The following is a 24,731-nucleotide window of genomic DNA, read 5'->3' on the forward strand; positions in this document are numbered from 1 at the left end:
AAAATACAAATAAAGTATTATTATTTAGTGTTCTTATTGCTGGAATAGCTTGTTTCATTGCGTCTAATTTTTTTAAAGAGCGTAAAGTATAAAATATTTTATGTATATAAAAATGAGACTTCTATATAATTTTTAATCAAACTTTTTTACAAAATGAAGTGTTCAACCAAACAAAAAGAAACCATTGTGATTAATCTTTTTTCAAAATGGTTTTACAAAGATATAACGAAATAAGAATACCATACTAATGAAGCACACTATTCAAAAGATTGCTTTACCTTTAAGTTTTTTATACAGTATTCAACCAGGGAACGTTTCTTACGTAAGGAAGGGGTATAAGGGGTTATATGAAAAGAATGAAAAATGTAATGTTGTTAGTGTTATGTTTCTTAATTTTGAGTGGCTGTGTTAATACTAATGAAGAACAAGTTAAAAAATATATAAAAGAAAAACATGGAATCGATGTTGTTGTAACAGATTGGGGCGCTATGCATGAAGGGAATATGGGACATACATACCATACTGTTCAAGAAAAAAACAACAAAAATATTCAATTTAGAGTAGAGGTAGATGGCTTCTTATACTCAAAAATAAAAGGTGATGAATACCAATACGGAAAAAACACATATGAGGAATATAAGAAATTCAAACCAATTCTAGAAGAAATTAAAAAGTTAGGTTACGAGGAATCTGAAAATGAAAATGTTCTTCAATATATTTTGGCTGATGATAATACAGGAGGAAAAGCAACTGATGAGTTGTTATTAACTTTAAAAACGAGTAACAAGATTGATTATAGCCAATTTGAATCAGCAGAATTAGATCGTTTATATGCTCTAATCCAATTCATTCAGAAGAGTAATAGAAAGATAACAAAACTTGAAATTGAGGATTATAATGGTGAATCTATAGGCTTACCTTTTTATAATGTGCAAAAAGCTATAAAGAAAGAAGAACTGCTTTTAACAATGAAAAACACCGTAAGGGGTTATTGGACATATTTGATTCAAACTGAAACAAAAGTAGGCGAAAGGTTAAATGAAATTCAAAATGATCGTTTTGGAATTGAAGATATTACTTGTTCACACCCGAAAGACGGCAATTGTCTAGAGTATGAATTGACTTTAGTTTTCAATGACAGTGAGATAAAATATAGAAATGATTCATATGTAATAGAGGATTTGAGAAAGGTAGTCACTATTCTTAAAGAAGAACTATATAATAAGGAATTTAACATATTTTTAAGGAACAAGGATGGAACAAGTTATTCACTCTGGCTATCATCAGAAACAATCAAAAAAAGTAATAACATCGAAGAACTTATAAAATAACAATCTCCTAAAGAATAAATCTAAAGCACTTTTTACGTTTGTTATTTGGTGTGAAAGCATGATATAAGTTAGTAAAATAAATCATTTGTATAAGAGTGTAAGAGCATGTTTTAACATATGCTCTTTTTTTCTAATGGATTCGCTAAAATCAGTAGTAATAAGTTAAGTATATTTTATGTTAATAACCTCCCAACAAGCTAAAAAGTAGGAAGTTACTTCATTTCTAGGAACAAAAATTTATCAATTCTGAACACCATTGATTAGTTGTACCGTTTTAAAGAAAATAATACCGTTTGCAAAAAAGTTACATTGTTTTATTCCTTTTCGATTAAAGAATTCCAGGTGATTTTTAATCAAACTTTTTTATAAAAATTGTATAATGCTTCACAAAGTAGAATTCCGTTTTGATCAATCTTTTTTCAAAATGGATTCTTTTTGTCTCTTATCAAATAAGGGTTTGTAAAACATTTCTGATTAAACTTTATTCCAAACCAATAGGGGCTGTTTTAATAAGGGGGGTAAAATTTCACGTACCGAAATGATTAATAAAAAATAAAATACATTCACCATAAAATATTATTGTGCCATATTCAAACAACCCTGTGTAATTCCACAAAAATACTCGTATAAATCCCTTTTCGAACTTTGGCACACTCTATCTTGCATTGTCGAACAAAAAAAACATATTTCCTTCCTAAATTGCATTGATAGTAGAAATAAGCACTAAAAAGGGGGAGTATGTTATGTTCGGTTCCTTCAAACCGCTGAAGAAACAAAAAGTTAAATCAAGCAAGGTTCTTTCAAAAAAATCATATAAGGGCGAGCACTAATCATGATGTTGAGCCATTTTAAAAATTCTGTTAACAGTTAATTCAGGAGGTTGTAAGAGATATGAAGTCTGCCGTTTCCCCAAGGTCATTGTCCGGATTCCTTGGTCTTGTTTTTGCTTTCGCGATCCCTTTTTGGGTGGTTGGCGCCATGACGGGAAGCATGAAAGGGCTGCCGATGAATCTTCCGACGAGTGCCTTGATGTTTGTTTGTCCCACCATCACCGCAACCATTCTTGTCTACAAACAAGATCGGACGAAAGGCGTAAAGCGGCTGCTGGCAAGAGTGCTCGATTACAAAAGAATTAAGCATAAGATCTGGTATATTCCTATTATTTTTATCATACCGTTAATCGGTCTGCTCTCATATGCAATTCTACGTATGTTAGGGCTCCCACTATCAGGGGTTCAAACTCCATTGCTGGCGCTCCCACTACTCTTTATTTTGTTTTTTATCTCCGCCACGTTTGAGGAACTGGGGTGGATGGGTTATGCGATTGAGCCGATGCAGGAGCGGTGGGGAGCACTTGGGGCAGGCCTGATTTTGGGCTGCGTGTGGGGAATATGGCATGTTATTCCGTTGATCGAGGCCCATCATTCTCCGGCATGGATTGCAGCCTGGTTCATTGGCACCGTTGCAGCAAGGGTCATTATCGTCTGGGTGTATAACAATACGGAAAAAAGCATCTTTGCATCCATCATCATCCACGCGATGCTGAATGTCATTGATTCTTTTTTACCAAGCTATGATGCGAGTTATGTCCCGGGCATAACCGGTGTTGTAACAACCCTTGCGGCGATAATCGTCACATTCCTATGGGGTTCACGAACACTGGCGCGGTTCAGATACGCGTAACAACGATCTTATTCTGCGTTTGGCCATATCAATATAATGAGGGAAAGCAGTCGCTTTCCCTCATTGTTTTAGCAGATGCGTTCCGACCTGTTTAATTAAAAAAATGTTTTAGACTATAGAAAAAAGTATTAGACTATTAAAAAATAGTTGCAGACTGAAAAGGTGCTTTCCATATTTGAAAACACCTTTTTAACATGAATTCTGTTAAAGTTAATAAATGATTTTTACTTAGTTAACAGTAGCTTCTAGTTAGTTTAACTGCTACCAGTAATACCCATACCCAAATAGACTGTAATCAATAAAAGCACACCTCCTAGTTCTGTATTGAGCCACCTTAACTTTGTGAATTTTATTTTAGAGAATGTCACTTGGTAAAGTGTGCAACATAATGGGAATTTATGTTAAAGTTATATTAGGAAAGTTTACAAAATAATTAGACATACAGAGGGAGAAATTGTGTTGAAATCTATTAAAAAACTAGCCATCATATTACTAATTGTTTCAATTTTCTTTATCGCATATAAAAATATTTCAAAACAAAAAGAAGGTTATGAATTTGTTATGGAATATTTAAAGACACATAAGACAGATAAAAATGTATCTTTTATTCTACAAAGAAATGGAAAAAATCTAGTAAGTATAAATTCTGATGAGGTAATTCCTTTAGCAAGCATGATGAAGCTAATTATTGCTGTAGAATTTGCTAAACAATCTGCTGAAGGAACGATTAAAGTTGATCAACAAATTCCCTTAAGCGATTTAGAAGCATATTATATAAAAGATACAGATGCCTCTAACCACCCTAATTGGATTCGTTATTTAAATGAAAAAAACATTATTCGAAATAATCAAGTAACATTAGAACAAATTGCAAAAGGAATGTTGCAGTTTAGTTCTAATGCAAATGCTGATTATTTAATAGACAAATTAGGTTTGGAAAATATTAATCAAACGATGAAAAATTTACAATTACCTCATCATCAAGAATTATATCCACTTGTATCTAGTTTATATGTTGCTGGCAATTTAAAAAAAGAAGAGAATTTAACCAAAAACGAAACCTTAATAAAAATGAAAGCTATGTCACAAAAAAAATTTGCTGGGGAATCCATTAAGATTCATCAATGGATGAAAAATTCTACTGAATTTAAACAACGTAATATCCCATGTCTAGGCGATATTGAATTTCAAAGAATATGGTCAGATAATTTACCAGCCGCATCAGCAAAAGACTATCTTCTATTGATGGAACGACTGAATCGTAAAGACTATTTCCCACAGGATGTGCAGAAAGAGTTAGACAAGATTGTCGAATGGCCTATGGAGAATCCAAATAACAAGGAATGGTTAATACATGTAGGGCAAAAAGGTGGTTCAACAGCATTTCTATTAACAAACTCCCTTTATACAAAGGATAAAGAGGGAAATATGACGGAACTAGTGTTTATGTTTAATGACTTAAATGAAACTGATTATATGAACCTGAGTGAACATTACAATGATTTCGTGTTAAAAACTTTGAATGATCAAAAATTCAGAGATCTCTTAATTGAAAATTTAGATTAATTCAGAGATTGACCACACCATCTCTATATGGAAAGGCGGGCATGATACCATTGTGAGGGTGTGAAATTTCTGTCCACCGCAACATTCGCAAAGTAATCATGCCCGTATGGGATCTATCTCAAGCCTATACGATATGAAAATATGTTCTCAAAGTTTGGGAATTTCACTCGTCTCAATTGGCTCAATTTTCGGTTGTGAAATATAAAAATTCCTAAACTGTAGTTTTATCAAATACAATTTCTCAGAATTCTCCTTATTTCCATTACATAAAATGTATATTCACTATCCAGTCTAATACTTTATTTTAATAAAACTCTTATCATGAAATATAAACGATTCGTCAGTCTAAATCTTTATTTTAGTTAATTAGACAAATACGAATAGCAATACCCCATTAGACCAAGGATGTTCAGTCTAAAACATTTTTTAAACTGAACAGAAAATAAGTAGCCGGTTCCTTAACGTACAGGGAACCGGCTACAATGTGTCTAAACGTACAATTTTCTTTTTTTGATATGGTGACCCCATACCCATCAAGCTAAGATTTTAAAGTACCCCCTAAATGGAAATTTTATGTTTTTATAGCATCGAAGTTTATTTTTCTTTCTTCTTTTTAAATGCCAAAACATAAAATAATATTGGGATTAAAAAATATGCCAATAACTGTCCCTTTCCATAAGGACCGCCCTTAATATCTCCTCCTGCTAGCTGCATAATAGATGATATTGTAAACAAAATTGCTACAACTAATGCCCATTTACGTTGAATTAATTTATTATTCATTTTTCTTCACTTGCTTTCATAAAATATTTTTTTCATACAATACCCATTATGGTAGTAATACCTATATTAATTAGGGTTTATTTCGTATGCGAATTTTTAAATAATCTACACTGATCCCCTATAAAAAGCAAAAAAGCTCCCCTAAAAATTTCCTAATGCAGTCTTAGCTTGATAGTGATGTGGTCTCGCCACATGCCCATCAACTTAAGAATTCAGAATTACCCCAAAACGAAAAAGTGAGCTTTTTTGTTACAAGTTAAGTTAGTACAAAATTTTGTTCTGGGGTGCTATAAAATTTTAGCTTGATACCGATGTGGGGCGACCCCTATAAATAAAATCAATTTATGAATATAAGTAATTTAAATTATTAAAAGTAATTAATATAAAAGACTCTGATTTTAAAAAGATCAGAGTTTTTTAAAATGATAGGTGATCCCTTATATAATAATAAAAAAATTATGATAATTGCGCACTAACAGTAATAGTAAGTCCAACACCTAAAACTAGAATAATCCAAGTCCAATACTTATTTCGAATGAAAAATAACGCAGAGTTATCTTTTATTTGAAATCTTTCTCCGGTATTTTCATCGACGAGTGTTCGTACACTATCAGATATAAACTTTTTAGTGAAAAAATAATTACTCATCGCTATAAATATAGTACAAAATATTCCATTAAAAATAAATCCAGGGTTATGTACCGTGTCCAATTGCAAAATACTAGAAAAGATTCCACTTATCAGACTCCCTAAAATTAATGCTAAGACTACTAACAGTCCTTTTCCTCTCCAAATAATCATTACAATGACTCCTTTCAATTTCTAAATAATGGGACATACATATTACATTATATTACATTATGTTACTTTATGGAAAAGTTTCTTATCAACTATCACACTGGTATTTAGCTTCCTACCTACGTTACTTTTTATTTGGATTTATTTCCTTCATTTGAGTTTGGAAAATATCGCTGTCTTTTATGCCCAGGACCAGCATTTCATTTTTTAGTGACCGCCAGGGTTCGATTTTGATAGATCTAGTAGTTTTATCCCGTAAGGTGTATTCGTGAATATAATGTGATTTGTCATTTTTCTTCATTGTAAATCCTCTTTTTCCTTTTAATCCATTAAAACGTGTAGTTATATAAAAATTATACATTAAAGAACGTTCTTAAACAGTATTACTCTTTTTATCATTTCCTCTGGATTTGTTTTTGAAGTGAAGACTGTTTGTGCATCATTCATCATCCTCCAAAATAAAAAGCATCCACTATGTGAACACTTCATGTTATTATGGTTAAGCTATATTAATTCAGATTGATATGAGGTGAAACGAATGGAAAATAAAGAACCTAAACAAGAATACGATCTAAGCAAAATATACACATACAAAGAGTTCCCTGATAAAATTAGCGGTCGCAGTGATAATTGTGGCAATACCTCATTTAAAAGTTCCGTTAAAGATTTCATCTTTTTAAGAGAATGTCGTCAATGCGGTATGAAGAAAATCATATAGCCCTATCCAGGTCTCTTTTTTTTGTAAAATAAAAAGCACTCGAATGGATGCTTAATTTTTCCTTCTCTAAAATATTCTAATAAGCAATGAAAGAGCCGTTACGTTTGTGATGGTTTCTTTTTGCTATAATGGGATAAAGGGGAGATGAATTGTGTTAGAAGAAAAAGAATTGCTACATTATCTAATAAACGCTACTGATTACATAGGAAATCCATCAGAAATAAGCAAATCACCAGGCATTAAAGATAAACTTATTGAACAAGGCTATTTAGAGGATGTAGACGAGATAAAGTTTACAGAAAAAGCTATAGACTTACTAAATAACTTTTATGAAAAGCACGCTTCTCATGCGTTGGAAGTACTTAAGATGTTGAGATTACCATTATACGAAGTATCGTTTGGTGAAATATGTTATTGGATGGCAATGGAAGATCAAATGTATTGTGTTAAGTATCTTCTCAAAAGGTTAGATGAAGATGGGAGAGTACGAATTGATGAGAGTAGCAATTGGTATATGAGAATGAGGTATTATGGAATAGAGGATTAAGTAAATATGTAAGATAGTTTTGCAATGTAAGATTTTCTTCTTTTCTGTCTAATAGGGTTCACCATATGTTGGTTTAAAATAAAGTTAGGATATTACATTATCATAATATCCGATTTGTTCTTATTATTGATTAACTGGATCTGTGCAATATTTCTTTGCAATTGCACTTGCTATATCAATTGCCTTTTGTAGGGTAACTTGTTTAGAATTAGAATCCAAAACTTCCAGTCCAAATTCTTCATAAATCTCAAAATCATGACTTGTTACAAATCTATACTTTGAAGGGATAGATTCTCTGTCTATTGTTAAATGAAAAGCATAAGAATTATCTAAACACAATAATTCAACTTTAAACGTATTTAATGTACTAGGATGACGAAATTGATAATACTCAACTGGATATAAATAATCGCCTTCATGATTGTAGTTAAAGTCTTTTGAAAAATTCATAATTACCACCCCTTATGGATTTATTTGGAATTATATTTATCATAACTCTATCTCAAGCTAAAAGTACAGAATTTTCAGTTTTTAGGAACAACTGTGTCCCTTATGTACTTAAAAATTATAATTACCTATACCTACATTTTTTATAATTTATTACGAAATGTATATTGATTTAAAACATTTTGTTCAAAATGTTTAATTGAAATTTTTAGGGGTTTAAGACCGTTCTTTGTTCTCCTCTTCTAAATTAACATAATTTTCAAATGTCAAAAGTGGATATGTTAAGATTTGATATATAATAAAATCAACCCGTGGTTAGAGTGTTTGCTCCGATTCAAGTTATGAGATAGTTTATTTCACTTTTTTTCATTATCTAAAATAGAACTTGTAGAGATACCTACAAGTTCTTTTTATTTTCAAATTCAATATTAATAATAATTTAACTATATTAACAGGGTGCTGCTATTGTTGTGGTCTTCATGTATATTAGCAAGTATTCATTTATTCACCCAAGATTTATACTATTCAAACCCCTGTTTTTTTCTGGGAACACCATGTACTTTTTATAAAAGCCAAAAATTGCAAGCTAACACTCCTACTATACTAGTTTTATCTATATACCCTAGACCGTTTCGACTATCCATACTTTTATAACGATTATCTCCCATTACAAATAATTTGCCTGAAGGCACTTTCCTCTCGCTAAAGTTGGAGAAAAATTCAGTTTTATTAATTAAATCTTTGTAAACATAAGGTTCTTCTTGTTTCTCCCCATCTATATAAACGGAATCGTTAACCATTTTAACTGTTTCATTGGGCAAACCAATTATCCTTTTTATGTAATAATTGGAATCGTTCGGTATTTTTATAACAACAATCTGCCCATGATATAATGGGCAGATTGTTGTAGCTGCTCTATTTACTAATATATATTCTTGATCTTGTACAGTGGGGTACATGGAATTTCCTTTTACTTTATAAAAATCAAAATTGAAAAATAACACCAAAAACATCAACATACCAAATAGAAAAAACTTTAAATTAAGATTATATTCTTGTTCTTCAGATAACATATGGTTCCATTCCTTATTAATAATTTCATAAAAAATGCCGCCTACTAAGTTTTAATGTAGGGGGCATTTTTTTATTATCTTCATTCGCTTTATTTAGTTTGTTTGAGAAGGGGTATTATCCCCTGTATCCTTTTTTAATTCAAAGTATGCATCTAAAATGTCTCTACCAATCATTGAATTAATTCCACCTTTATCATCATATACCCATGGTACAACAACAGAAAATGCGACTTCTGGGTTATCATATGGAGCATATCCTGCTAAAGTTAAATTATAACAACGGATTCTTTTCCCTTGTTCATCTCTACCAACAGGATCATCTCCTCCATAAACTGTTTGTGCTGTTCCTGTTTTACCAGCCGGTTTATAAGAAGCTTTTTGGAAATAATGCACACCTGTTCCATCACCTTCTTGAAATACTCTTCTGAAACCTTCTTGTACTCGATCAATATATTCTTTTTTCATATCTACACGGTTCAATACAACTGGCTCCATGGATTGTACAACTTTTCCAATCTCTTCTTCTTTCACTGTATGCTCTCGAATTTCTTGCACAATCTGTGGTTTCATTCGATATCCCCCATTTGCAATAGTAGAAATGTATTGTGCTAACTGCAATGGTGAATACGTATCATACTGTCCAATAGCTAAATCTAGTAAGAAACCTGGCTGATAATTTTCTTTACTCATTTGCCCAATATCTTCATTTGGTAAATCTATACCTGTTGGAACACCTAAACCAAATTGTCCAAAATAATATCTCATTTTATCAAATGTAGCTGCTGTAATATTTAATGAGCCATTAGGTACATAATTTATGCCTGCAATTTTTAAAGCTGTATTGAACATGTAAACATTTGATGAAACTTGTAACGCTCGTAGGTCATCAATACTTCCAAAATCCTTCCAAGATTTTTTGGGTTTTGTTCCTTTAAAATACATTGGTGCATCATGAAAATATGTTCCTGGCGTTATGGAATCTGTCTCAAATCCTGTTAAAAGTGTAGCTCCTTTTACGGTAGATCCAAGCTCATAAGAGCTAGTCAATGTACCTAAAGCATAATCTTCTACTTTTATATTCCCATCTTTTTTCACTAATTTTTTTCCAGCCATGGATAAAAGTTGACCCGTTTTTGGATCCATCATTACAACAAACGCTCGGTCTAATAGTGGTTCTGAACCTTTAAACTCTTTTAAACGCTTTTCAATAATCTCTTCAACCTGCTTCTGTAATTTCATATTGATTGTTAATGTTAAATTTTTTCCGTTCTTCCCGTTGGAAATCATTTCTGTTTGAGTAATATTTTTTTCTTTGTCAGTAATATTTCGAACTTCAGCTTTTTCTCCATGTAATACGTCTTCATATCGTTGTTCAATATAACTTTTTCCAATGCGATCATTACGATTGTAACCACGCACTAAATAAGAGTCTAAATTTTCTTTTGGAAGCCCTTCTTCAGCACTTGTAATATTTCCTAATACCGAACGGAATAAATCCCCATTTACATAATTACGATCCCAGTCTGTTGTTGCATCTACCCCTGGGAATCTTTCTAAATTCTCACTTATTATTGCGTATTCTTTCTCGGTTGCGTTCTTTTTTATAACTTGAGGTGTCATTTGATATCCTGAACTCATTTTACTTTTAATAGCTAATACTTTTAGGTCTTCTGGCGTTAATTTACTTAGTTCTTCATCAGTGACACGTTCTCGTCTCAATTTTTCTATTTTATTATCAAACCCTTTTCCCTCAATATTTTTTGCTCTAAGTTTTTCCTCGTCTTGTTTCGTTATTTTTTTTTGGGCCTGTTCTTTATTCATTTGCATCCAAAAATCTTTTCTATCTGTTTCAGTTAATTTATTTATATCTTCTTCGGATATTTCAATTATATTTGACAGGTCTTTAGCTACTTTCAGAATATCATCGGATTGTATACCTTTCATTCTTGTGTACGTTATGACACGAATAGCGTTATTGTTAACAACCTTTTCACCTTCTCGATCAAAAATCTGTCCACGTGGAACGGGGACACTAATGGTTTCGTTTTCTTGTTTTTCAACTATATTTTTATAAGATTCTCCATCAACGATTTGTACTTTTCCTAACTGAAGAATAATAGTTGAAAATAGTAAAAACACACAAAAAAACAGTGCGTTTAATCTAAAAGTAACTTTATCTTCCTTTGTTATATTGGGCTTTCCTTTGCTCATGTAAACCTCCGCTTTAATAATATTAAATCCAATACTTTTACTTAAAATATATTAAATAATATATAAGAATATGTAAAGTTAAATAAATTTAAAGAATTTCTAAAGTATTACCTGATTTTATTAATATATATTTTTAAAAAAAGAGAGCACTGATACATGCAATGAACTTAAGAAACTTTAATACCCCTAAAGTACATCTCATCACTTCAAAAGGTACACCTTGTGGTTTAGTTTCTATCACTACGTATTCAAAGAAGTGAAGAACGTTTGTTATGTCTATAAAAGTATACTTTTATAGACGATTCAAAGGATTGACTTAACGTTAAACACACCCAGGATTATATGTAAACCACAGAAAATGGTGAAGAGACCTTAAAAATATCTACTTCAGGTAGATTGATAAATTAATAAAAAAACAAGAAGGTTAAATAGTAAATATCGCTTTTCCTCTTGTTTTTGTTTTGTGAGTGGCTCCAAAAAGAAAGAATCGTTGTCGTACCCCAACAATAGTATGCAATTTTGCATATTTAATTTGAATCATTTAAATAATATATTATTTTGTTTTAGTTATATATCGTTCTGGAGGGAATTTATGAAAAAGAAAATAAATCAAATTATGCTTGGAATTAGTACAATGGCATTGTCATTAGGTGCGTTGCAAGCTGAAGTATCGGCGGAAGAAAAGGTACCTTACAATGTACTGCAAATGAAACCAGTAGGGATAGAAAAGCCAAAAGATGCAGTTGCTCATTCCTCAAAAGCTGATGAAACATTATCGTTTGAAGAACGTTTAAAAGTAGGAGATTTTTCACAGAAGCCAGCCCCCGCTAATAAAAGTGTGAAAGCGAAGCAGTCGCAGGAAAGCTATACTTTGGATGAGCTGAATAAAATGAGCGATGAGAAGTTAATTGATACACTAGCAAATATTCAATCCGGACAAATTACAGGTTTATTCCAGTATAACGAAGAAACAAAAGCTTTCTATGGAAATAAAGAGCGTATGCAAGTAATTATGAATGGATTGGAGAAACAAGGAAGTACGTTTACAAAAGATGATACAAAAGGAATTGATACATTTACTGAAGTGCTCCGTTCTGCTTTTTATGTCGGAGCGAATAATACAGATGAGAGATTAAGTTATTTAAAAGAGAGAAGCTTCAAAGATAAGTGTTTACCGGTATTAAAAGCAATTGCAAAGAATCCAAACTTCAAACTCGGTACAGCTGAGCAAGATTTAGTTGTAACTGCTTACGGGGATTTAATGAGAAATGCTTCTAGTGACGTTGAAACAGTACAGTATGCAGCAAAAATTTTAAAACAGTATAATAATAACCTTTCTACATATGAAAATGACCGTAAGAAAGGAGGCGCTGTATACGCTGTAATGCAAGCTGTTGATGCCGATATAGAGGTTGATTGGCGCCTCCCAGGTAAAGAGATAAATGAGACAATGTGGTATGGGAAGATTGATAGTTATATAAATGAAATCAATAAAATGGCGCTTATCCGTAATGTCACGGATGAAAATAGTTGGCTCATTAATAATGGGATTTACTATGCAGGACGTTTAGGGAAATTTCATAGCAATCCGAAGAAGGGGTTAGACGTTGTTACCCAGGCGATGCAGATGTATCCATATTTAGGAGAGCAATATTTTGGTGCGGCAGAACAGATTGCTACAAATTACGGCGGAGTAGATGCAAATGGAAAAGCAGTAAATTTAGATCAACTTCGAGAAGAGGGTAAGAAGAAACTTTTACCGAAAACGTATACGTTTGATGACGGAGCAATTGTCTTTAAAACGGGAGATAAAGTGACAGAGGAAAAGATCCAAAGAATGTACTGGGCTGCGAAAGAAGTAAAAGCACAATATCATCGTGTAATTGGAAATGATAAAGCATTAGAACAAGGGAATCCCGATGATGTATTAACAGTCGTGATTTATAATACGCCAAGTGAATATAAATTTAACCAGCAGTTGTACGGATATGGAATAGATAATGGTGGTATGCATATTGAACAAATCGGAGCATTCTTTACATACGAACGTACACCGCAGCAAAGTATTTATAGTTTAGAAGAGTTGTTCCGTCATGAATTTACGCACTATTTGCAAGGAAGATATGAAGTGCCTGGATTATTTTGAGAATGAGATATACAGCAAAATGAACGTTTGACATGGTATCAAGAAGAAAATGCGGAATTATTTGCCGGATCGACACGTACAAATAATGTAGTACCGCGTAAGAGTATGATAAGTGGTTTATCAAACGAACCAGCAGATCGCTTTACAGCAGAAAAAACATTGTTTTCAAAATATGGATCATGGGATTTTTATCACTATTCCTATGCATTGCAGTCTTATATGTATACTAACAAATTTGATGAGTTCGATAAAATACAAGATTTAATTCGTGCAAATGATGTGAAAGGTTATGATGCATACCGAGAGGCGTTAAGTAAAGATGCACAATTGAATAAAGAATATCAAACATATATGTAGCAATTAATTGATAATAAAGATAAATATAATGTGCCGCAAGTATCAGATGATTATGTAGTAAGTCATGCACAGAAGGCACTAGCAGAAGTGAAACAAGAGATTGCAGATGTTGCGAATGTAAAAGATGCAAAAATTACAAAGCATAAGTCTCAATTCTTTAATACATTTACAGTTGAAGGTACGTACACAGGCGTTACAACGAAAGGTGAATCTGAAGACTGGAAAACGATGAGTAAACAAGTGAACGAAGCATTAGAAAAGCTGTCACAAAAAGGTTGGAGCGGTTATAAAACAGTAACAGCATATTTTGTGAATTATCGTGTAAATAATGCAATTCAGTTTAAGAGCGATAGTTCAAAAGCTGAAGATCGAAAAGTCGTTTCGTATCTTTGGGACTTTGGAGATGGTAACACAAGCACAGAAGAAAATCCTACTCATGCATATGAAAAAGAAGGAACGTATACGGCAACTGTAACAATGAAAGATGATAAAGGAAAAGAAAGTAAAGAACAAATGACAGTTAATGTAGATCGAGAAAGAGAAACATATTACGGGGAAGTAAATAACGCAATTCAGTTTAAGAGCAATAGTTCAAAAGCTGAAGATCGAAAAATCGTTTCGTACCTTTGGGACTTTGGAGATGGCAACACAAGCACAGAAGAAAATCCTACTCATGCATATGAAAAAGAAGGAACGTATACGGCAACCGTAACAATGAAAGATGATAAAGGAAAAGAAAGTAAAGAACAAATGACAGTTAACGTAGATCGAATAGGAGAAACTGAAAAAGAACCAAATAATAATCCAGAGCAAGCAAATGTAATTCCGTTTAATACGCTTCTCAAAGGTTCATTTAAGGATGGGGATTATAAAGATATTTATACGTTTAATGTGTCATCGCCAAAAGAAATGAACATTTCTGTCATAAACGAAAGTAAAATCAACATGATATGGGTGCTTTTTCATGAATCAGATATGAAAAAATACGTTGCAGGCGGAAACTCTGATGAAAATATAAATATACTTAAAGGAAAGTTTACTGCAAAACCAGGGAAGTATTATTTATATGTGTATACACCTATTCCTGTAATGGGAACATACGCTGTTAAAGTACAATAAAGATAGACATAGAGATACTTCTTCATAGAAAGAAGTGTCTCTATTTTATTTATCGAATTGTAACTTATGGAAATAGGGATATTGTAGGGGTACTGAAAAGGTGCTTTCCATACCTGAAAACACCTTTTTTATATGAAATCTGTTAAAGTTAGATTTTCACTTAGTTAACAGTAGCTCCCAGTTAGTTTAACTGCTATCAGTAATACTAACTAGAAATTGATACTAGTACTCTAAAAAAGGATGTGATTGGTATGGAAAAGCAAAATTTATTCAAGTGGAAACATTATCAACCGGATATTATTTTATTAATCGTGAGATGGTACCTACGGTACAACCTCAGTTTTCGTGATTTAGTCGAAATGATGGAAGAACGTGGGCTATCCCTTGCTCATACAACGATCATGCGATGGGTTCATCAATATGGTCCCGAATTAGATAAGCACGTACGACGTCATCTTAAATCAACCAATGATTCTTGGGAGTCGATGAGACGTATGTGAAAGTCAAAGGTCAATGGATGTACTTATATCGTGCTGTTGATTCAAAAGGAAATACAATTGATTTTCATTTAAGCAAAACAAGAGATCACAGGGCTACAAAGCGTTTTTTCAAGAAAGCTTTGCAGCCTTTTCATGTTTCAAAGCCCCGTGTGATTATAATAGACAAAAATCCGGCCTATCCTATAGAGATTGAAGAGTTGAAGAAAGAGAAAAAGATGCCTGTAGGCATCCAAATAAGGCAGATAAAATACTTTAATAACATTGTAGAGCAAGATCATCGTTTTATTAAAAAGAGAGTTCGTTCAATGTTAGGATTGAAATCTTTTCATACAGCTAAATCTATTCTTTCAGGGATAGAAGCGATGCATATCATTAAAAAAGGCCAACTTATTTTACGGGACAAGTGTGCCCAAAATGAAATGAAGTTTATTCATCAACTATTCGGAATGGCTGCATAAGAATAGATTCCAGTAGGAATCTATATACCTCTTTCAAATAAATGCAATCTTTGCACCAGAACCGCATAAAGAAGCCCCAAAACGCTAAACGTTAGAGATCGAATAAGGGGAAATTGGGAAGAAAAGCATACAGAGGGGGGATTCTCTACAACAGTAATACATGTTATCATATTATTAAAATTCCTAAAATTTCCTTTAAGGACAAAAAAATGAGCTTATATTTGTTTATTTATTTTATGTTACAGTTCCATATGTTAGTCAATTACACCACTGTTAAGAAGGAGTATGCATAATGAAAGCAAAGATACGGATAAAGACAAAGCAAAAGAGTCTATGGAGTTAATCAAAGAGGGTAACGGATATTGGAAAACAGGGTATAAGCCAATTAAAGACGCTACTGTAAAACAAGCAAACTCTCTTAGTGATAAAACAGGGGTAAAATTCGATAGCCCTTCAACTTCTACATCTGACGATAGTAATGTTAAAATATCACAAAACGGCAAAGAGTTAATGGGTGAATGGGGTAGTTACAGAGGTTCTGAATTCCATAAAGGTATAGACTTCCGTGAAGATGAAACATTCACATTCTATGATGATTCTGGTAAAACAGACTATGAAAACAACCATATGGAGGGTGCATGGCATTATAATCCTGAAACGCAGAAAGTGACAATCATGCCAACAGAATTTGTAAAAGATGGTCAGAAAATAGATGCAAAACAAATGAAAGTAGCAGTAGACTATAAGGTTGAGTTCCTAAGAGCAGGTTCTTTACATATGGTAGACGATAAAGGAAACAAGATAGAAGCAGAAAGAAGAAAATAAGAATAGTGTAAGGGGTATGACAGGTTGCTTGTAAAAGGTAACCTGTTTCTAAATAAATATAAAATAGTAAAGGGGAAGATGGAAATGAAAGCAAAGAAACTAGTAACGTTAGCATTACCAATTATGTTGTTAGGTGGTTGTGTAACAATTGAAACAAGTAAGAAAGAAGAACCAAAGAAGGAAGAAACGAGTAAGGTAGAAAAAGAAAGTAAGACTACTGAAAAGGATACTAAGAAAGAAGATAGCTTAACAGTAGCAAAAGGTGAAGACAAGAAGAGTCATTCAAGTAGTTCTTCAAAAGAGGATAATCCTTTATTGAAAGGGGAAAACGGTGAATCGTTAAGAATAGACTCTGATAGTTCTTCTAACAGTAACTCAAACAGTTCTTCAAGTAACTCTAGTAGTGGTAGTAGTAATTTTGAAGAACCTAATTCTTTACTAAGAGGGGAAAACGGTGAGTCATTAAGAATAAACTCGAATTATGCACCTAACTTTAAAACTTCTAGTTCAGTTAATTCAGAAACGAAGAAGTACATGTCAAACATTATAACTTATTCTACTGAAGTTGCGAATACATTAGACCTTGTAGATAAGATTGCAAACTCAAGTTCGAAAGATTATCAACAAAAGAAAAGTGAGTTGGCTTTAAGTCTAGGAGGGGCAAAAGTTCACTTAGGTAAACTAAGAGACCTAAAAGCACCAACTGGATTTGAGGGAGACCAAAAGAACATCGTAAAAGCAATGGATTTATACGGTAAAGGTTTCCAATTAATGATAGATGCATTAAATGATATGGATGAAACAAAGGTAGATAAAGCCATAATTGAAGTACAAGAAGGTAATAAGTACTGGATGGATGCAATAAACAGTATTGATAGAAAAACAAGATAACAATTCAGAGTCAATCAAAAAGGGGTATTCGGAAATGAGAATAAAAAGACTAATAGGTGTTACCCTACCAGTCCTTTTATTGTTTGGTGGTTGTTCCTCTGACAAAGTAAACACTAAGTCAGAGAGCAAACCACTACAAGAAAGTAAGGTAGATAAAGTGAAACCTATGGATGTAGGTAACTATTCAGTAGAAGAGTATATTAATTCTCTTTCAGACATAGCTTTAACGATGGAGGATAAGGTAAATGAGATGGATAACTTACTTGTAGGAGAAGACCTTCCATTCCATAACAAGCATAAGTATTTAAAATTAGCAGAAGAATTAATAGACTTGTCAGTACAAGCTAGGGAGTTAAAAGTACCGAAAGAGTTTGCGGAGATACATAAAGACGTTGATAAAGCTATGCAGATGTACAGTAAGGGTTTTCAATATCAAATAGACTATGTAAAACATCCAAACCCTAAAGATACAAATAAAGCTATAGAGGTTATAACAGAAGCAGGTAACTTTTGGGTAGAAACATCTGAAAGACTGGGTAAAGAATACGGTAAAGTATTATCACAATAAAATCATTATAAGGGGTAGTTTTAAATGAAATCTAAGAGACTGATAACGTTAGCATTACCAATCATGTTACTAGGTGGTTGTGCTACAGATAAAGCAGAGACGAAAGCAAAGGATAAAGTAGAAGAAAAAGCAGTAACAAAGGAAAAGATAGAGTTAGACAAGTATCCTGACCATATGTACAAGTTAAAGAGTGAGTTAGAACTTACAATTGATGACCTAAAAGTAATAGCAGGTAAAACGAAAGATAAGAGTAATGACATCAAAGAGTTAAACAAAGAAATGTTTGAAAAAGGAGAAGAGATACAGAAAATAGTTTCTAATTTCCGTAAAATTGAACCTCCTAAAGAGTTTGAGAAAGAGCATAAAACAATTCTAAAAGGAGTAGACTGTTATAGCGAAGCATTTGAATCACAATTTAAATCAGCTAAGAGTGGTTCTATTAAGAAAGAAAAGGTTGAAAAGTCGAAAGACTTAATGCTAAAAGGAAATGATTACTTCAAAGAGGGGTATGACGACCAACTGTCTGATGCATTAACAAAATCATCAGCGAAGAAACTAGAAGAACAGCAAAAGAATCAGAAACCATCCGAATTCCCCACAGACGGTAAACCATTTGTAGGAGAATGGGGTCATTTGGAAGGTTCTAACTTTGTTAAGGCTTTAGGCTTTAAGGAAGATGGTACATATACAATATTCGATGATAAAGGTAAAACCTCATTCGAAGACAACCATATGACAGGTAAATGGTCTTACAAACCAGACTCAAAACAATTCACAATGACAATTGGGGAGTATGTAAAAGACGGTCAAAAGGTGGATGTGAGTCAAATGAAAGAATCAGTAAGCTATACAGTAGAAATTTTCTTTGCTGATTACTTAAATATGGTAGACGCAAAAGGTAACAGAATTGATGTACAAAAACGTAAATAATATAGTATAAGTCATTATAAAGGTGCTTGGAACAGAACGAAGTAATGTAAACAATAGGTTGTAACAGGTTACTGGTCAAAAGGTAGCCTGTTTACATACAAGAAACAATATATTAAAGGGTATTCAAAATGAAAGCAAAGAAACAAGGATCACAAACAAAGGGGTATATAACAATGAAACGGAAACTATTAGCAGTAGTGTTACCAATTATGTTAGTAGCAGGGGTAGGATGTTCAAATAAAGACGTTGCAGAAGATAAGAAGACTGATAGTCTGCAAGTAGCAGAAGCAGATAGTCAAGAAGTATCAAAAGGTAAAGAAAAATCAGGTAACAAAGACGTATCAGAGACTAAAGCAGAGAAAGAGTACAATTCAAAATTAAACTCTTTATTAGAGGATATAACGAAGCAAGCATTAGAATTAAGTGATATTTTGACTAGTGATAAACCAATAATTGAAAAAGCAGATGCGTACAGAGAGAAGTCTAAACCTATGCAAGAAACAGCAGATAAATTAAGTGAATTAGACCCTGGCGAGAAGTATAAAGACGTACAAAGTACTGTACAGGATGCTATGTATAATGCGAAGACTGGTACAATTTTAATAGGTCAAGGATTAAACCTAAAAGACGAAACTTTAGTTCAAAAGGGTTCGGAATCAATGGATAAAGTTTCTAAATTACTACTTGAAGTAGATAAAAAGTTGAAAGCGATAAAATAAAAGAGGGGGTTATAACACATACCCATCAAGCTAAGATTTTAAAGTATCCCCTTAATGGAAATTTTGTGTTTTTATAGCATCGAAGTTTATTTTTCTCTTTTTGAAGGTAACTTGTTTTCTTAAGTTAATGGACATGGGGTACAGCCATAATTACACATAAAGAAAAAGAATCCCTTATGATTTCTGGGATTCTTTTTCTTGTTTAAAGTTTTATCAGACAAATGATCTGCACATCAATTTATTTTTGATATACAGATCATTTGTCTGATAATTTTTATAAATAATTGCGGCGTAATAAACTTACATAAATGCTTTTAAAAGTTCTTGAACTAATGGAATTGCTCCACCTAGGAATTTTAAAACTGCCATTGCGATTTCCATAATCATTTCCTCCTTTTTAATATTACGATGTAATAAATTTTATACTCTCATTATATTAAGTGTATTAGCTTACATCAATACATTTTAATATGCAATATTTCATCTTAAAATCATGTTTTATACTGTTATAATAGAAGAGGTAAATTCTACAGCATTTTTCGATATACTAAACGGCTAATGAACATAAAAAAGGAAGAGAATTTTTAAAATTCTCTTCCTTTTTTATGTGTTCATAGACAGTACTCATCTATATTAAGAAAGTACACCTATACAATTATTGGTTTTAAAATGCTTGATGATTTACCTTCAGCTCGAGGAATGATACATGCAAATCCGCAATTAGGAGCAGGGGGATTGGGCAAATATTTACTCCAGACTTAAAACAACTTGTAAGGGAAGGAAAAGCAAAGCCGATATTGGATGAACAAATGATGAATAGATTAAGAGAAAGTGGCGTAGAATTTGATCCTATATTACTGCAACAAGTTGATACAGACGGAAAATATGTTTACAAGAGTATTTGTGATACTTTAGAGGTATTAACAGATGATTCGAACATAATTAAACTCAATAATTATCAATTAAGTGTGGATGAAATTGATGATATAAAAGACTTTATTAGGGAGATAAGTAATACAGGAGGCGGGATTACCTAATGAGTAACTTAATAGATGGTGTTTTAACAATAGGAGGCATAGAGATTAATCCAAATACTACATTGAAGGATATAGAAGATGCATTTGGTAAAGCAAATGCTGAAGTAAGGAGATGAACAAATGAGAGAGCAACATTAAGGTTTTCACAACCAGTTAAGTTAGGAAGTAAAAATTTTAGAATTAGCATAGCCTTTAAAAATGAATATATATGGGGCATAGAGTTAATTGTAGATGATCCAGAGATAGACGAACCAATTATGAATGAGCATGATTTTTGGCGATATGTAGCTGAACAAAGAGAAAGGCCTATTGAGGAATTAGAAAAAAGTGATGGGATACGTGATGATATTACGTATGAGTGGGGAAAAATAGACCCTTGGTTTAATCCGAAATCATTTGGAGCAGGTATAAGTATAGTATATTTTCAAAAGTAAAAGTAATAAAACTTTAAATATTAATTACAGAAGTTTAAAGATTCTTGTATAAATGGTTTTAAACAAGATTTATATGGATATGCAGGTGATAGGTATATGAGACGTATTCTTCCTACTGTGGTTAGATTTGTATGATAGCTTATCTATACCAGAGGAGGGGGAATGTGTATCAATTTAAAACAAAGTTATACTGTTTATAAAAAAGTCATACCGTTTTGAAGAAAGTTAAACCGCTTATAAAAAAGATGAACTGAAATAATCTAATCATCACCTGGAAAATTATCCTCAAAACCATGAATTAACAATTAAAATTATGATAAAATTTATATATATGGGAAAGGTGGGAGATTATGAGAAAACGTTCATTGTTAGGAAAAATATTACTTTTTTTCGGACCGATTTTATTTGTTTGGGGACTAATTATGCTTAATGTGATTACAGATATTATACAGTTTGAAAATACAAATAAAGTATTATCATTTAGTGTTCTTATTGCTGGAATAGCTTGTTTCATTGCGTCTAACTTTTTTAAAGAGCGTAAAGTATAAAAAGGGTTCATTAATAAAAAATGAGGCAACGTCCATAGTTAGAATTTGAAACGGAAAAATATAGGAGAGTATAATAATGAAAAAATTGTTAAAGTAATTGGATTTTTTCTTTTTGGTCTAATATTAATGGTAGGATGTACAAAAGAAAATAAAGTGTCTAGCGCAGATCTTTCTGATGATATTAATAAATTTGTAGGTAGTAATGGTTTTATAAACTATAATGCTGTAGTTTCTAAGTTTAGTGAGAATGATGTTGGTTATATCTTTCCTTATTCCTCTATATCTACAAAGAAATTGCAGGAAAATAGATATGAGACCGTAATAGAAGGAATTATTGATGATAAAAAAGAAGAACCGTATGGAAAATATTTAACACTTACTATAAGTGCTAAGCCAGATGAAATAGGACATTTAAATTTAGATGAATTCACAACTAAAGATGAATTTAATGATTGGTTTAAGATTATAAAGGTAGAAAAAAATAAAAAGAATTATGATATATTGACGAATAAGTATAAAGATAAAGTTAACATAGGGTCTATATTACCAGAAGACGTATCAGCAGAGAATCCAATCCATAAGAATACTATGTATAAAAATATCGAAAAGTATTATGAAATTCCTAATCAGACGGAAGAACTTTCAGAAAGTTATGCAGAGTCATCAGGCATAACGGTACAACTCCGCAACGGTTTTCAAGAACTTGGTACTATGAATCAACAAGTTAAAGAGGGCTTATCTTCAAAAATTAATGAAAATTTTTCAAAAGAAGAATTAGGAAAATTAAAATACACACAAACAGCGCGTATATCTAAAAATTATTATATTGTATTACTTTCAGAAAGTGCTGTTGATAATATAGAAGATGTAAAAGCAATTATAATTTTTAAAGATACTGATCCCAAAGATACAACATTATCGTCTTTAGAATTTATTGATTTGAAGAAAAAATAATAGCTTTATAGCACTATTTAAAGAAGAGGGAAGGAATTATTTTTATGTTATTTATTTGGAAAAGAAAAGGTCTTTTAGTTCCATTAGCCTTGTTTTTGGGGTATATACCTGCTATAGCTCTAGCGGGTATAAGTATGGATATGAATATTGAAAAAGGAAGTTTGGTGAATAAATTAATTGGATTTGTAGTGTTATTATTGATGCTTTCACCTGCTTTAATTAACTATCTTTTTACTAAATATTTTGTAAAAGATGAAGGTATTAAGATTGTGACTGATGAAGAAGGAAAACAATATAAAATTGACACTTATAGTAAATTTTTCTTTATAAGAAATTTTACTTGGACATTTATATTTTTGATATTTGACATCATCATGCTGATAAGAGCCATTGTTGGTTCATTCACCAATTAATCGTTATATAAGTTTTAAAACCTAGATTATGTAGAAAAAGAAGCTAGACAATAATTATAGAGTATTGTGGAGTAACTCAGGTAGAAAATGATCAAGCTTTTTTATAAAAACCAACTTAAATTTGCTAAAAAAGAATCCATTTTGATCAATCTTTTTTCAAGGTGGATTCTTTTTATTTATTGAAAAATACTGGTTTGAGAGGGTGATTCTAATCAAACTTTATTTCAAAGCAACAACATGTACACATACAGAACCAATTAATACATGAGCTGTGTGTTACTCATAAAGGAACTTGAGTAGAGATAAATACTGGGTTTTCCCACTATTTGGGGGCAGTGATACCCCATCTCAAAGTTCAAGTGAAAAACGAAGTTAGGTGGACGAGATGGGAAAAACTCTTACCAATTAACATTTCTCTTTATGAACAATCTTTTCAATAATAAGAAAATGAAAGGGAGAGAAACATTATGTCAAAGCTATTACGTGAATTATCTAAACTAGATAGTGAGGTTCTACGTTCTGAAGCATTGGACCAGTTGAAAGTTACATCAGGTAAAATTATTGCTTGTGATCCCCTCATTTTTAATAAAAATCCTTTCCAACAAACAATTCAGCCAGGTACATATCCAATCGTTACTTGGCGGCATAAGAAAGATGGAATAATTGCTGGTGCTGAATTAAAATTATCGGAATCAAAAGTAATAGAATGGAAGATGGCAACAAAACCAGGACAAAATGTTAGTGAACTGGAAGAAGGATATATTTTTGGTTACCCAGTCGATACAGGATTAGGATGCTTTGCGGATGTTGAAGCAATTAATAAGCTCGAGGAAATAGAAGGTAGGCTACAACGAGAGCTAGGGGAAGAATTTATTAGTTTGTATGATGATCTTATAGATGACGTACTAACAGAACATGATGATGATTGGGGAAATTGTGTGGTGTGTGAGGAGACAGGAAGTAATATCATTATGTTCCGTTCAGGTTATGGGGATGGATTTTATCCTTCCTATTGGGGAATCGATGAAGAAGGAAAACTTGTTTCACTTGTTACTGATTTCCAAGTATTACATGAGGAAGATTGAGGACAAAGTTAATAATGATATAGAAAGAGTTACTACTTTTTTCTTTTACATGGTGTGAAATAAAGATAGCCTCCAAAATGAATACGTTTTGGAGGCTGTTTTTATTTTATATTAGACACTTTTTACTAGTACTATTTATATTCGGATTATGAGGGAGCTGTTCAATATTACTATATAAGAACAACCGACAATACAATTATTGATTTATGTTTCTCTGATTTTCCAGAAATCTTCGCTATCCATAGAGGATTCAGTGATAAACAAATTAGGGGAATTTACAACTGGAACTTATAAGTCTATATAAATAAAAAGTTTAATTAAGGGAGGAATGTAAAATGAAGATTGCTGTATCGGAATGGAAAGCATTGAAAAAAGAAACAAAGTTAAAGTTATTACGTTATGCGATGTTAGGGGTCTCGTCACATGCCCATCAACTTAAGAATTCAAAATTACCCCAAAACGAAAAAATGAGCTTTTTGTTACCAGTTAGCACAAAATTTCGTTCTGGGGGTACTATGAAATTTTAGCTTGATAGCGATGGGGTGCCGCCAGCATTTCGGAAAAACCCTACGCTAAGAGCATGCAAAATT

The 24,731-nt window shown here is 32.2% G+C and carries 23 protein-coding genes and 2 pseudogenes; 19 read left to right on the plus strand and 6 right to left on the minus strand.

The genetic code is table 11. From position 1 onward, the window contains the following. Window positions 1-347 precede the first annotated feature (347 nt). The 3 genes from U860_RS0127295 to U860_RS0127310 all read left to right on the plus strand — a co-directional run bounded on the left by U860_RS0127295 (window position 348) and on the right by U860_RS0127310 (window position 4,580). Window positions 348-1,331, plus strand: a complete 984-nt coding sequence (locus U860_RS0127295) for a hypothetical protein (RefSeq protein WP_025151019.1) — start codon at window positions 348-350, stop codon at window positions 1,329-1,331. Window positions 1,332-2,222: 891 nt separating this feature from the next. After that, a complete protein-coding gene (locus U860_RS0127305; protein ID WP_025151020.1) occupies window positions 2,223-3,014 on the plus strand; it encodes a CPBP family intramembrane glutamic endopeptidase in 792 nt (263 codons plus the stop codon). Between the two features lie 456 nt (window positions 3,015-3,470). Further along, entirely contained in the window at window positions 3,471-4,580 is a 1,110-nt protein-coding gene (locus U860_RS0127310; protein ID WP_025151021.1) for a serine hydrolase, read from the plus strand. Between the two features lie 594 nt (window positions 4,581-5,174). Here the strand turns inward: U860_RS0127310 and U860_RS0127315 are convergent. From U860_RS0127315 to U860_RS36105, 3 genes are all read right to left on the minus strand, one after another. Then, window positions 5,175-5,363: a hypothetical protein gene (locus U860_RS0127315; RefSeq protein ID WP_003202969.1), complete on the minus strand. Its 189-nt coding sequence runs from the start codon at window positions 5,361-5,363 to the stop codon at window positions 5,175-5,177. Between the two features lie 456 nt (window positions 5,364-5,819). Further along, complete coding sequence (locus tag U860_RS0127320) at window positions 5,820-6,164, minus strand: hypothetical protein (RefSeq protein ID WP_025151022.1); 345 nt, start codon at window positions 6,162-6,164, stop codon at window positions 5,820-5,822. A 121-nt stretch (window positions 6,165-6,285) separates the two neighbouring features. After that, window positions 6,286-6,462, minus strand: coding sequence for a hypothetical protein (locus U860_RS36105; RefSeq protein WP_205206374.1), 177 nt, complete (start codon window positions 6,460-6,462; stop codon window positions 6,286-6,288). A gap of 237 nt (window positions 6,463-6,699) precedes the next feature. On the opposite strand from U860_RS36105, the gene U860_RS0127330 reads away from it, so the two are divergent. Both U860_RS0127330 and U860_RS0127335 read left to right on the plus strand, forming a co-directional pair. Then, entirely contained in the window at window positions 6,700-6,879 is a 180-nt protein-coding gene (locus U860_RS0127330; RefSeq protein WP_025151023.1) for a hypothetical protein, read from the plus strand. Window positions 6,880-7,030: 151 nt separating this feature from the next. Further along, window positions 7,031-7,426 carry a hypothetical protein gene (locus tag U860_RS0127335; protein WP_025151024.1) on the plus strand — a complete coding sequence of 132 codons (396 nt, stop codon included), beginning with the start codon at window positions 7,031-7,033 and terminating at the stop codon, window positions 7,424-7,426. Between the two features lie 123 nt (window positions 7,427-7,549). Here U860_RS0127335 and U860_RS0127340 read toward each other — a convergent pair whose 3' ends face one another. The 3 genes from U860_RS0127340 to U860_RS0127350 form a co-directional block, all read right to left on the minus strand. Beyond that, window positions 7,550-7,876, minus strand: a complete 327-nt coding sequence (locus U860_RS0127340) for a hypothetical protein (RefSeq protein WP_025151025.1) — start codon at window positions 7,874-7,876, stop codon at window positions 7,550-7,552. 560 nt (window positions 7,877-8,436) lie between these two features. Continuing rightward, window positions 8,437-8,946, minus strand: coding sequence for a signal peptidase I (gene lepB / locus U860_RS0127345; protein ID WP_025151026.1), 510 nt, complete (start codon window positions 8,944-8,946; stop codon window positions 8,437-8,439). Window positions 8,947-9,039: 93 nt separating this feature from the next. Beyond that, window positions 9,040-11,157: a penicillin-binding protein 2 gene (locus U860_RS0127350; RefSeq protein WP_025151027.1), complete on the minus strand. Its 2,118-nt coding sequence runs from the start codon at window positions 11,155-11,157 to the stop codon at window positions 9,040-9,042. A 592-nt stretch (window positions 11,158-11,749) separates the two neighbouring features. Here U860_RS0127350 and colA point away from each other — a divergent pair. The 14 genes and pseudogenes from colA (at window position 11,750) to U860_RS32115 (ending at window position 24,668) form a co-directional block, all read left to right on the plus strand. Then, window positions 11,750-14,779: pseudogene (gene colA / locus U860_RS32095) on the plus strand (collagenase ColA). A gap of 251 nt (window positions 14,780-15,030) precedes the next feature. Continuing rightward, window positions 15,031-15,737 (plus strand): annotated as a pseudogene (locus tag U860_RS32100) (IS6 family transposase). A gap of 285 nt (window positions 15,738-16,022) precedes the next feature. After that, window positions 16,023-16,562 carry a DUF3994 domain-containing protein gene (locus U860_RS0127370; RefSeq protein ID WP_025151028.1) on the plus strand — a complete coding sequence of 180 codons (540 nt, stop codon included), beginning with the start codon at window positions 16,023-16,025 and terminating at the stop codon, window positions 16,560-16,562. 84 nt (window positions 16,563-16,646) lie between these two features. Beyond that, on the plus strand, window positions 16,647-17,453 hold the full coding sequence (locus U860_RS0127375) for a hypothetical protein (RefSeq protein ID WP_025151029.1): 807 nt from the start codon (window positions 16,647-16,649) through the stop codon (window positions 17,451-17,453). Window positions 17,454-17,487: 34 nt separating this feature from the next. Then, on the plus strand, window positions 17,488-18,021 hold the full coding sequence (locus U860_RS0127380; RefSeq protein WP_025151030.1) for a hypothetical protein: 534 nt from the start codon (window positions 17,488-17,490) through the stop codon (window positions 18,019-18,021). 24 nt (window positions 18,022-18,045) lie between these two features. Then, window positions 18,046-18,951 (plus strand): hypothetical protein, encoded by a 906-nt coding sequence (locus tag U860_RS0127385; RefSeq protein WP_025151031.1) that lies wholly within the window; start codon window positions 18,046-18,048, stop codon window positions 18,949-18,951. Between the two features lie 173 nt (window positions 18,952-19,124). Beyond that, window positions 19,125-19,670 carry a hypothetical protein gene (locus tag U860_RS0127390; RefSeq protein ID WP_025151032.1) on the plus strand — a complete coding sequence of 182 codons (546 nt, stop codon included), beginning with the start codon at window positions 19,125-19,127 and terminating at the stop codon, window positions 19,668-19,670. Window positions 19,671-20,479: 809 nt separating this feature from the next. After that, on the plus strand, window positions 20,480-20,707 hold the full coding sequence (locus U860_RS0127400; RefSeq protein WP_081806951.1) for a hypothetical protein: 228 nt from the start codon (window positions 20,480-20,482) through the stop codon (window positions 20,705-20,707). A gap of 257 nt (window positions 20,708-20,964) precedes the next feature. Then, window positions 20,965-21,141, plus strand: coding sequence for a hypothetical protein (locus tag U860_RS36665; RefSeq protein WP_240184498.1), 177 nt, complete (start codon window positions 20,965-20,967; stop codon window positions 21,139-21,141). A gap of 350 nt (window positions 21,142-21,491) precedes the next feature. Then, window positions 21,492-21,689: a hypothetical protein gene (locus U860_RS0127410; RefSeq protein WP_001231844.1), complete on the plus strand. Its 198-nt coding sequence runs from the start codon at window positions 21,492-21,494 to the stop codon at window positions 21,687-21,689. Between the two features lie 45 nt (window positions 21,690-21,734). Beyond that, a complete protein-coding gene (locus U860_RS0127415; RefSeq protein WP_025151034.1) occupies window positions 21,735-22,643 on the plus strand; it encodes a hypothetical protein in 909 nt (302 codons plus the stop codon). Between the two features lie 44 nt (window positions 22,644-22,687). Next, a complete protein-coding gene (locus tag U860_RS0127420) occupies window positions 22,688-23,056 on the plus strand; it encodes a hypothetical protein (RefSeq protein WP_025151035.1) in 369 nt (122 codons plus the stop codon). A gap of 467 nt (window positions 23,057-23,523) precedes the next feature. Beyond that, window positions 23,524-24,141 (plus strand): DUF4241 domain-containing protein, encoded by a 618-nt coding sequence (locus tag U860_RS0127425; protein ID WP_025151036.1) that lies wholly within the window; start codon window positions 23,524-23,526, stop codon window positions 24,139-24,141. Between the two features lie 335 nt (window positions 24,142-24,476). Then, window positions 24,477-24,668, plus strand: coding sequence for a hypothetical protein (locus tag U860_RS32115; RefSeq protein ID WP_025151037.1), 192 nt, complete (start codon window positions 24,477-24,479; stop codon window positions 24,666-24,668). Window positions 24,669-24,731 lie beyond the last annotated feature (63 nt).

The sequence above is a fragment of the Bacillus sp. H1a genome, assembly GCF_000633475.1.
Classification (GTDB): Bacteria; Bacillota; Bacilli; order Bacillales; family Bacillaceae_G; genus Bacillus_A; species Bacillus_A paramycoides.

Excerpts from the sequence above, each read along its gene's own strand:
- U860_RS0127295 (WP_025151019.1), top strand. The coding sequence starts at position 348 with ATGAAAAGAATGAAAAATGTAATGTTGTTAGTGTTATGTTTCTTAATT.
- U860_RS0127305 (WP_025151020.1), top strand. The coding sequence starts at position 2,223 with ATGAAGTCTGCCGTTTCCCCAAGGTCATTGTCCGGATTCCTTGGTCTT.
- U860_RS0127315 (WP_003202969.1), bottom strand. The coding sequence starts at position 5,363 with ATGAATAATAAATTAATTCAACGTAAATGGGCATTAGTTGTAGCAATT.
- U860_RS0127320 (WP_025151022.1), bottom strand. The coding sequence starts at position 6,164 with ATGATTATTTGGAGAGGAAAAGGACTGTTAGTAGTCTTAGCATTAATT.
- U860_RS36105 (WP_205206374.1), bottom strand. The coding sequence starts at position 6,462 with ATGAAGAAAAATGACAAATCACATTATATTCACGAATACACCTTACGG.
- U860_RS0127330 (WP_025151023.1), top strand. The coding sequence starts at position 6,700 with ATGGAAAATAAAGAACCTAAACAAGAATACGATCTAAGCAAAATATAC.
- U860_RS0127340 (WP_025151025.1), bottom strand. The coding sequence starts at position 7,876 with ATGAATTTTTCAAAAGACTTTAACTACAATCATGAAGGCGATTATTTA.
- lepB (WP_025151026.1), bottom strand. The coding sequence starts at position 8,946 with ATGTTATCTGAAGAACAAGAATATAATCTTAATTTAAAGTTTTTTCTA.
- U860_RS0127350 (WP_025151027.1), bottom strand. The coding sequence starts at position 11,157 with ATGAGCAAAGGAAAGCCCAATATAACAAAGGAAGATAAAGTTACTTTT.
- U860_RS0127370 (WP_025151028.1), top strand. The coding sequence starts at position 16,023 with ATGCATAATGAAAGCAAAGATACGGATAAAGACAAAGCAAAAGAGTCT.
- U860_RS0127375 (WP_025151029.1), top strand. The coding sequence starts at position 16,647 with ATGAAAGCAAAGAAACTAGTAACGTTAGCATTACCAATTATGTTGTTA.
- U860_RS0127380 (WP_025151030.1), top strand. The coding sequence starts at position 17,488 with ATGAGAATAAAAAGACTAATAGGTGTTACCCTACCAGTCCTTTTATTG.
- U860_RS0127385 (WP_025151031.1), top strand. The coding sequence starts at position 18,046 with ATGAAATCTAAGAGACTGATAACGTTAGCATTACCAATCATGTTACTA.
- U860_RS0127390 (WP_025151032.1), top strand. The coding sequence starts at position 19,125 with ATGAAACGGAAACTATTAGCAGTAGTGTTACCAATTATGTTAGTAGCA.
- U860_RS0127400 (WP_081806951.1), top strand. The coding sequence starts at position 20,480 with ATGATGAATAGATTAAGAGAAAGTGGCGTAGAATTTGATCCTATATTA.
- U860_RS36665 (WP_240184498.1), top strand. The coding sequence starts at position 20,965 with ATGAATGAGCATGATTTTTGGCGATATGTAGCTGAACAAAGAGAAAGG.
- U860_RS0127410 (WP_001231844.1), top strand. The coding sequence starts at position 21,492 with ATGAGAAAACGTTCATTGTTAGGAAAAATATTACTTTTTTTCGGACCG.
- U860_RS0127420 (WP_025151035.1), top strand. The coding sequence starts at position 22,688 with ATGTTATTTATTTGGAAAAGAAAAGGTCTTTTAGTTCCATTAGCCTTG.
- U860_RS0127425 (WP_025151036.1), top strand. The coding sequence starts at position 23,524 with ATGTCAAAGCTATTACGTGAATTATCTAAACTAGATAGTGAGGTTCTA.
- U860_RS32115 (WP_025151037.1), top strand. The coding sequence starts at position 24,477 with ATGAAGATTGCTGTATCGGAATGGAAAGCATTGAAAAAAGAAACAAAG.